This window comes from Deltaproteobacteria bacterium GWA2_45_12, assembly GCA_001797365.1.
Taxonomy (GTDB): Bacteria; UBA10199; UBA10199; order UBA10199; family UBA10199; genus UBA10199.
Map to the genome: position 1 here is coordinate 28,361 of MGPH01000064.1, position 7,392 is coordinate 35,752.

Consider the following 7,392-nt stretch of genomic DNA (forward strand, 5'->3'; position numbering starts at 1 on the left):
CAAGATATTATTGCAACACTCCTCCAATAACAGCAGGAGCGTTGGTCACAGTGGGTGCATCACCCATTTCCGGATCTGTGAATTCGTTCGTCGGCGCGGAAGGCAGGTTGTCGATGCTCAAGGTGTTGCACTCGCTGGAATCCTCTTCTTCTTGCATGGATTGTTCAATGGTCATCTGGCGGACGTAGTAGGTGGCATCGCCGCAGGTGAGTTCCGTTCCATCTTCAATGGCGAACTTGGCGCGCCAGTGCTCAAAATCGCTATCCTCTTTTTCAATTTTCTCGAAAGGAATCCCATGAAGCTCACCTTCCCCAGAATAATCCAAGAGGTAGGTGCCATTCTCTTCACTTTCATAAAGGCATTGAAGAGGAGGATCAAAGGCAACGGCATCTCCATTGCTGTCAATGAGCCCTGAGTATTTGTTCCATTCATTGGGACCTGTTTCATAATTATAGGAAACAGCTTGGTCCCAGGCTTCCCAGATGGCGGTCATTCCCTCGGTTGAAGTAAGCATGGCGCCTGAATGCGTCCCCCAGCCGTTGAGGCCAAAGGGATCTACATTGGCCGCTTCAGCATCCGAAATAGACACACTCTCACCCCCATAGGTAAGATTAAAGTTGCTATCAAGAATGTACACATAGGGTTCGGGAAGCTCTTCGGGTTCCCACTGGTCAGTCTCCTCATTCAATACCCACTCTTGGGTCTTATTATCAGAATAAGTGGTTCCATTGTTAAAATCATCAGCCGTTAAGTTAGGTTTCGGGCAGTCAAAGTAGCAATACAGGGTGACATCCCCGTTTGCAAACATATCATCTGACGGGGTGACAAATTCTTCGGTGAAGTAGGTGCATGTTTGATCGGCGCTGAAGGCTCCATTTTCATCGGTAACACAGTTGACACTGCCAAAGCCCTGCTTCCAGATGCCAAACCATTCGTAAGTTTCAAACTCCATAACCTCTTCAGGATCCAGGGCGGTTATTTCGCATCCATTTTCTCCGCATGATTGGGTTCCTGTTTTCACAAAATTGGTTCCATTCCATTCAACGGTATATGCTGTGCCGTCTTCCCAGTCCGACCATTGATAGGTGTCTCCTTCAAGGTCGGCTAAAGTCATTTCCCCTTTTGTTCTTTTGATGACTCTTCCGTTGGCTTGTGTAAAGGTATAGGTATTTTCTCCTTCATCATCGGTTACTTGATCCCCATTTGTAAGGGTGAGGTGATCGGGAACCCAAATGCCCCAATAACCAGCCCATGCGAAATTGTCTCCCGTATCGGACTCGCCAATTTTAATACCAAAGCCGGAATTACGGTCCACAACCGCACCTGTTTCATCATAGAGGTTGTAGCGCCAGACGTTTTTGTTAAAGTTGACACGGTCCATGCAAACATTTCGGGTTCCTTCCAGTGTTTCAAAAGAGGTCAGGTAATGGGCCGAATCAAAGGCAATACCGATGGTTTGTAGAGAGCCTTCTCCGGCACCTTCAGCGCCTTCAGCTCCTTCTTCCCCATCTGGCCCGCCAAAGTCAAGGCGGCTGCCAAAGGCCACACCGCTATCTTCACCCGGGGTTAAAACGGCATGGACTTGTTCGCTACCATCACCAATGTTCATTTGAATATCGATAAAACCAAGATCGGTTTCAGAAACCGTGAGGTTTCCTGTGCCTGCCAATTCACCTTCCATGAATTCAGAAAAGTTGATCGTAAAAAGACCGAAGGGATTGGTTGCTGAAGCGGCTTCGGTGACCACCATTTGGGCATGGATTTCATCGGCAAAATCATCATCGGTCAATTCAATCCATGCATTAACCACGTGGGGGCTGGAGTTACTTGCTCGCGATGAATTGACAGTCCATTTTTCAAAGGATTCAGTCTCTGAGGAACTTTGGTTGCTACTGTCAGAGGAATGGTCCTCGCGTCGATCACAGGGGCCCGTATCGATCATGGCGATGTAATCCCCTAAATTTACCATGTCGGGGTATCGAGTTTGGCCGATCATACACATGATGGAATTGATTTCATCCAACACTTCCATCGATTCGTCATAAACATACAGTTCTGGGACATCGGTGATGTAAGCGCCGGAAGTAGGTACGGCAGCCAGGATAGCGGCTCTCATTAGACCACTGATGGAACCAGAGCCTGAATCATCTTGAGCCGTTACCAAGGCCATTTGTTCGCCAATTTCCAAGCCACTGACGTCCGTATCATCGGAACTGTCCGAGGAGCTACTTCCCCCACTACAGGAAGTAAGAAAAACAAAACTCATGAATAATGAAAAAATTAAAAAAATATGATGTACCACATATCCTCCTTTTCAACCCCGTGTGTATGGGAGGTAAAGCAAGGACAGTGCCAATGTGTTCTTTGTAGTAAAGATCTGAATTTATTTGATTTTTGTTTTTTTGATACGGAGGAAATAGCCATTTTTTTGTCTTTAACTAGGCAAATAAGTCTAAATACGTCTAAAAAATGACGGTTTAGTTTGAGTAGGATATGCTGAGTCTCAAAGGGATCCCTTCGGGGGCTGAATGAATTAATTTGAATCAGATTGATGGTTCGATTGCTGCGTAACGTAGCGGAGAGCACCGTTTGTGGAACCGTATGCAGGATAAGCTCAGAGTGGCCCGTTTTTGTAAGATGTTTTTGTAAGGTGTGTGTAAGGGCAATTCATGAATTGCCCTTACACACACCTTACACGGCCCTTACCTTTTATAAAAATTTAGAAAAATTTCTGGACACAATCAGTTTGTCTGATGTAATCAGCCAACTTTTTTAAGCGACTATTTAAGCCAGGTTTTTTCAAGTTTAGCAGGTTTTTGTTCATGTTAAAGCTTACCGATCTACAAAAGAAGATAATCGGACTTGTTCTCCTTCTCGTACTGGTGGGTGGTTTTTTTCTTGTGCGGTTTTTGTGGGGGTTGGGCAATAATTTGGGCTATGCTCCCGATCAGCCCATTCCGTTTAGCCATAAAATTCATGCCGGCGACAACAAGATTCCCTGTTTGTATTGCCATTCCAATGCCGACAATTCAAAACATTCAACCATCCCCAGCATGAATGTTTGCATGAATTGTCACCGTGTGGTGAAAACAGAGAGCCCTTTTATCCAGGAACTCACCAAAACCTATAATGAAGGAAAAGCCTTTGAATGGGTAAAAGTCAACGATGTCCCGGACTATGTTTATTTTAATCACAAGCGCCATGTGACCAAGGGAATTGATTGCGCCCAGTGCCATGGGGATGTGGCCAGTAAGGCCAAAATTGATCAGGTGCAGACATTGCAAATGGGTTTTTGCATGGATTGTCATCGCGCCAATTATGTGCCGACGGATTGTTTGACGTGCCATCATTAAAGTCGGACGGGTCAGACGCGTCTGACCCGTCGGACCAGTCAGAATAAAATGGAGAAAGAACCAAAAAAATACTGGATGGGCTTGGAGGAATACCACGGCACCAAGGAATTCACCGAAAATGCCGGCAAGGAATTCCCCATCCCCCCTCCCATGCAAGAAGTCACCGAAATGGATCGTCGTGGCTTTTTGAAGGTGATGGGCGCAGGGCTTCTTTTGGCGACAAGCGCTTGCACACGTCGTCCTGTTGAAAAAGTGATCCCCTACGTGAACAAGCCCGAAGAAATCACTCCGGGAATTGCCAATTGGTATACATCCACCTGCCAGGAATGTTCGGCCCAGTGTGGACTTCTTGTCAAAACGCGCGAAGGTCGTCCCATCAAACTTGAAGGGAATCCAGACCACGCCCTCAGTCAGGGTGGACTGTGTGCGCGTGGCCAGGCTTCCATCCTTAATTTGTATTATCCAGGGCGCCTTAAGGGCCCCGTGGCCGTGGGACGTTCGGGGGCTTTCAACGAAATTTCATGGACAGAGGCCGATGCTTCCATGGCAACCAGGTTGGCTCAAATAAAAAAAGAGGGGAAAAGTGTTGTGGTGCTTTCAGGAGTTGTAGGGAGCCCCGCCACCAAAAATCTTGTCCGGAATTTTTTGAAGTCTTATTCCGGGTCCAGGCATGTCTCCTATGAAGGGGTGGTTCCTGAGGAAATTGCCGAAGGGCAACGCCTTTCTTATGGCCAAAAAATGATTCCCCGTTATCGTTTGGATCAAGCCGATGTTGTTGTTTCGTTGGGGGCTGATTTTTTGGGGACTTATCTTTCGCCTGTTGAATTTTCAAAAAACTTTTCAAAGAGACGCCAGGTTGAAAAGGATTCCATGTTGAAATTGGTTGTTGTGGAATCGGGGCTTTCCCTTACCGGGAGCAATGCAGACATTCATATCCCTGTAAGTAACGGAGATGAACTTTCGATAGGTTTGGCTTTGGCCCATGAAATAAGCCTTGTGCACGGAAGGGGCTCAGTCAATGGGGAGGCCCGTCGTGTCCTTTCAAATTATTCCATTGAAAAAGTAAGTGCCCAAACAGGGGTGTCTGCCGATGTGCTTCGTAGCGTGGCCAAAGACCTGATCAAGGCCGGTTCCCGCGCGCTTGTGTTAGGGGGGGCTGTCAAAGCCAAGAATGCAGTGGCCTTGCAAGTGGTGGCCAATTTAATTAATTCGAGCCTTGGGTCTGATGGCGTGACGGTGGATGCGGCTGTTTCTCCTTCCATGCAGGCGGATAGTTCTTTTGCGGATCTTTTGGATTTGGCAGATGACATGCAAAAGGGGAAGGTGGGGGCTTTGCTCATTGTTGATTCAAACCCCGTTTATACCTTGCCTGAATCCCTCGATTTTGCTGAAAGCCTTTCCAAGGTTGGCTTGGTCGTTTCTTTTGCAAACAGCATGGATGAAACTTCCGCCTTGGCTGATTTTATCCTGCCCCAGGGTCATTATTTGGAACGTTGGGGCGATGCCAATCCTCAATCTAAAGTGTTTAGTCTGGTACAGCCAGCCATTCGTCCTTTATATAATACCCGTTCATTTCAAGATACCCTCCTTACCTGGAGTGGCTCTTCTTTAAGCTGGCATGAGGCTCTTAAAAATTACTGGCAGGAAAATATCTATCCCCTACGCTCGTTGGCTTCGGGGACGCGCCTTGCCGGGTCAAAACCCTGTCCGGCCTTAGGCGGACGGAATCTTGGGTCCAGGGCTTGCCTTGGGGTTGATACCCTTGATCGCTTCTCCAGCGGATTTGGCTCTTTCGAGGGTTTCTGGGACCATGTTTTACAGACGGGTTGCCTGGATGCCCGTGGCCCTGAAAAAGAACGCGTTGCTTCTTCCCGCAATTTTAACGGGGGCGCTCTTTCTGTTATTCCCTCTCTTGAAGTTTCTTCGGATTATTCTTTAAGCTTGTATCCTTCCATTGCTTTGTATGATGGCCGTTCGGCTTCCAATGCGTGGTTGCAGGAATTGCCCGACCCCATCGCGAAAATTTCGTGGGCCAACTATGTTTCCATTTCTCCCAAAGCGGCAGACGATTTCAAACTTGTTGAAGAGGATGTGGTGAGCCTTTCAGGAGTTGGTTTTGATTCTTTGGAGTTGCCCGTTCATATTCAACCCAAATTAAATGAAAAAACAATGATGCTGGCAGTGGGATATGGACGTACCCAAGTAGGCGATGCCCCTGATTTTACTTATGCCCGTGTCAACATGGGGCAGGTTGGTAAGGATATCGGAACCAATGCTTATCCTTTGCAGAATCTGTCCGATAATTTTCCTGTTTGGGGAAGCCTGGTTTTAAACAGAATTGTTAAAACGGGCAAAAAAGCCTTATTTGCCGACTCTCAAAGCCAGCATCGTTTAAACGAACGTGACATTGTCAAAGAAGCCACTTTTGATGAATATTTAAAAAATCCCCATGCAGGGAACACGCATCACGAAGAGTTGATCAGCTTGTGGAAGCCCCATGAATACAATGGTTACAAATGGGGGATGAGCGTTGATTTGACCAAGTGCACCGGTTGCAGTGCCTGTGTGATCGGGTGCCAATCTGAAAATAATATTCCCGTGGTGGGCCCTGACCAAATTGCCAAGGGGCGCATCATGCACTGGCTGCGCATTGACCGTTATTATCAGGGGGAACTTGAAAATCCGGAAATTGTTTACCAGCCCATGATGTGCCAGCAATGCGATCATGCTCCTTGTGAAACAGTGTGCCCTGTGGCGGCCACCGTTCATAGCCCTGAAGGTTTAAACGAGATGATTTACAACCGTTGTGTGGGAACACGGTATTGTTCCAACAACTGTCCTTATAAAGTGCGTCGGTTCAACTTTTTTGAGTTTTCAAAAGAATACATCAGCCCCATGAACCTTGCTTTAAACCCCGACATCACCACACGAAGCCGGGGTGTCATGGAAAAATGCACCTTTTGTGTGCAAAGAATTCGTGAAGCCAAAGATAGTGCCAAAGATACGGGGAGGTTGGTGGCCGATGGAGAAATCAAGACAGCTTGTCAGCAGAGCTGTCCCACGGATGCCATTGTGTTTGGAAATACCAACGACCATGAAAGCCTGGTGGCCAAAGAGACTCATTCGCCGCGAGGGTTCCATGTGTTGGAGGAAGTTAACGCCCGACCCCAGGTGGCCTATTTGACGAAGATTAGGAATTCTTAGGTACGGGCGAATCTTGTATTCGCCCCTACCAAAAATTTTTTATGGAAACAGCAATTGCGACAATTGAAAAAGAACCCCTGGTTGAACCGGGGAAAACCTATGCCGATTTGGCTAATGATGTTTGCAAACCATTAGAAAGTTTTCCAACGGGGAAATGGTATGCCTGTTTTGCTTTTTCGCTGGCTGCGTTGATTGTGGGTGTTTACTGTGGACACGGCTTGTTTACCCGGGGCATCGGGGTCTGGGGGCTTAATCAACCCGTGGGTTGGGCGGTTGATATCACCAATTTCGTTTTCTGGATTGGTATCGGGCACGCGGGCACCCTTATTTCAGCCATTCTCTTTTTATTCCGCCAAAAATGGCGCACCGCCATTAACCGTTCTGCCGAGGCGATGACCATCTTTGCCGTGATGACAGCCGGCATATGGCCCCTTATCCATACGGGCCGTCCATGGTTGGCCTTTTATTGGTTGTTTCCTTACCCGAACCAAAGACAGTTGTGGGTGAATTTCAGGTCTCCCTTGTTATGGGACGTGTTTGCGGTTTCAACCTATTTTACGATTTCACTCTTGTTTTGGTATATCGGCCTTATCCCTGACATTGCTACCGTTCGTGATCGCGCCAAAAACAAGATTCGCAAATTTGTTTATACTGTTCTTTCCTTCGGCTGGCGGGGTTCCGCACGCAATTGGAATCACTATGAAATGACTTATCTTATTCTTGCGGGTTTGAGCACTCCGCTGGTTCTTTCAGTTCATAGTATCGTAAGCTTTGACTTTGCCGTTTCTATCTTGCCGGGCTGGCACACCACCATTTTCCCCCCCTATTTTGTGGC

The 7,392-nt window shown here is 47.3% G+C and carries 3 protein-coding genes and 1 pseudogene (1 of these 4 running past the window's edge); 3 read left to right on the forward strand and 1 reads right to left on the reverse strand.

The genetic code is table 11. From position 1 onward, the window contains the following. Positions 1-7: 7 nt before the first annotated feature. On the reverse strand, positions 8-2,302 hold the full coding sequence (locus tag A2048_05795; GenBank protein ID OGP07403.1) for a hypothetical protein: 2,295 nt from the start codon (positions 2,300-2,302) through the stop codon (positions 8-10). Positions 2,303-2,822: 520 nt separating this feature from the next. Between A2048_05795 and A2048_05800 the strand changes: the two genes are divergently transcribed. The 3 genes and pseudogenes from A2048_05800 to A2048_05810 all read left to right on the forward strand — a co-directional run. After that, entirely contained in the window at positions 2,823-3,353 is a 531-nt protein-coding gene (locus A2048_05800) for a cytochrome C (protein ID OGP07404.1), read from the forward strand. Positions 3,354-3,428: 75 nt separating this feature from the next. Next, positions 3,429-6,557 (forward strand): hypothetical protein, encoded by a 3,129-nt coding sequence (locus tag A2048_05805; GenBank protein OGP07405.1) that lies wholly within the window; start codon positions 3,429-3,431, stop codon positions 6,555-6,557. A 41-nt stretch (positions 6,558-6,598) separates the two neighbouring features. Continuing rightward, positions 6,599-7,392: pseudogene (locus A2048_05810) on the forward strand (hydrogenase) (it continues 556 nt past the right edge of the window).